This window comes from Curtobacterium sp. A7_M15 (genome assembly GCF_030705415.1).
Taxonomy (GTDB): domain Bacteria; phylum Actinomycetota; class Actinomycetes; order Actinomycetales; family Microbacteriaceae; genus Curtobacterium.
Map to the genome: position 1 here is coordinate 1 of NZ_JAUZED010000225.1, position 1,284 is coordinate 1,284.

Here is a 1,284-nt window from a genome sequence, read left to right on the forward strand (position 1 = left end):
GCGGTGCCGGCTGGCACCGCGCCTCCCGTCCGTCGCCTCGCGCGTTCGACAACGCGAATCGCGTCGGGTAAGCTCTCACCTTGGTCTGCGCGCTCCGTGCGCCGGACAGTCAGATGAGCCCTCCACCGGGCCGTTCACCCAGGTTCTCCCGCGTGAACACCCACCGGAGCGGGATTCACGGACTCCTCACCTCGACACGAAAGCAGCACTCCTGTGACTCGCACGTTCTCACCGAAGCCGGCAGACGTCCAGCACGACTGGATCGTCATCGACGCGACCGACGTCGTCCTCGGCCGTCTCGCCACCCACGCGGCTGCGCTCCTGCGCGGCAAGCACAAGGCCACCTTCGCCCAGCACATGGACATGGGTGACTACGTCATCATCATCAACGCGGACAAGGTCGCCCTCACCGGCTCCAAGCTCGCGAAGAAGGTCTACTACCGTCACTCGGGCTACCCGGGCGGCCTCACGGCGACCTCCTACCCGGAGATGCTCGAGAAGCACCCGACCCGCGCCGTCGAGAAGGCGATCCGCGGCATGCTGCCGAAGAACACCCTCGGTCGCGAGCAGCTCAAGAAGCTCAAGGTCTACGCGGGCGCCGAGCACCCCCACGCCGCGCAGCAGCCCACGCCGTACACCTTCGACCAGGTCGCACAGTAGTTCCGGCCACGACGACTTCCAAGGACTAGAGAAAACTCATGGCTCAGATCGCTGACTCCCTCGACCAGACCCCGGAGAGCTTCACCACGGAGAGCGCACCCGCCGCTTCCGAGGCCGCTCCCCGTCAGATCCTCAACGTCTCGGGCGGTGCCGTCGGGCGCCGCAAGGAGGCCATCGCGCGTGTCCGCCTCGTCCCGGGCTCTGGCTCGTTCACGGTGAACGGCCGCTCGCTCGAGGACTACTTCCCGAACAAGCTGCACCAGCAGCTCATCAACGACCCGTTCAAGGTGCTCGAGCTCCTCGGCGCCTACGACGTCACCGCCCGCATCACCGGTGGTGGCCCCTCGGGTCAGGCCGGTGCGCTCCGTCTCGCCATCGCCCGTTCGCTGAACGAGATCGACCGCGAGAACAACCGCGCCGCCCTCAAGAAGGCCGGCTTCCTCACCCGCGACGCCCGCGTCATCGAGCGCAAGAAGGCCGGTCTCAAGAAGGCCCGCAAGGCTTCGCAGTTCTCGAAGCGCTAGTCGTCACCGGCTGAAGATCGCAATGCCGCGTCTGTTCGGTACCGACGGGGTTCGTGGTCTCGCCAACGGCGAGCTGACGGCCGCGCTCGCACTGGGTCTT

General features: G+C 67.0%; 2 protein-coding genes. Both read left to right on the forward strand.

Annotated elements, in window-relative coordinates; all coding sequences use genetic code 11:
• Positions 1-213 precede the first annotated feature (213 nt).
• Positions 214-660 (forward strand): 50S ribosomal protein L13, encoded by a 447-nt coding sequence (gene rplM, locus Q7F20_RS18585; RefSeq protein WP_305741535.1) that lies wholly within the window; start codon positions 214-216, stop codon positions 658-660.
• Positions 661-698: 38 nt separating this feature from the next.
• Positions 699-1,184, forward strand: coding sequence for a 30S ribosomal protein S9 (gene rpsI, locus Q7F20_RS18590; RefSeq protein ID WP_305741536.1), 486 nt, complete (start codon positions 699-701; stop codon positions 1,182-1,184).
• The last annotated feature ends 100 nt before the right edge of the window (positions 1,185-1,284 follow it).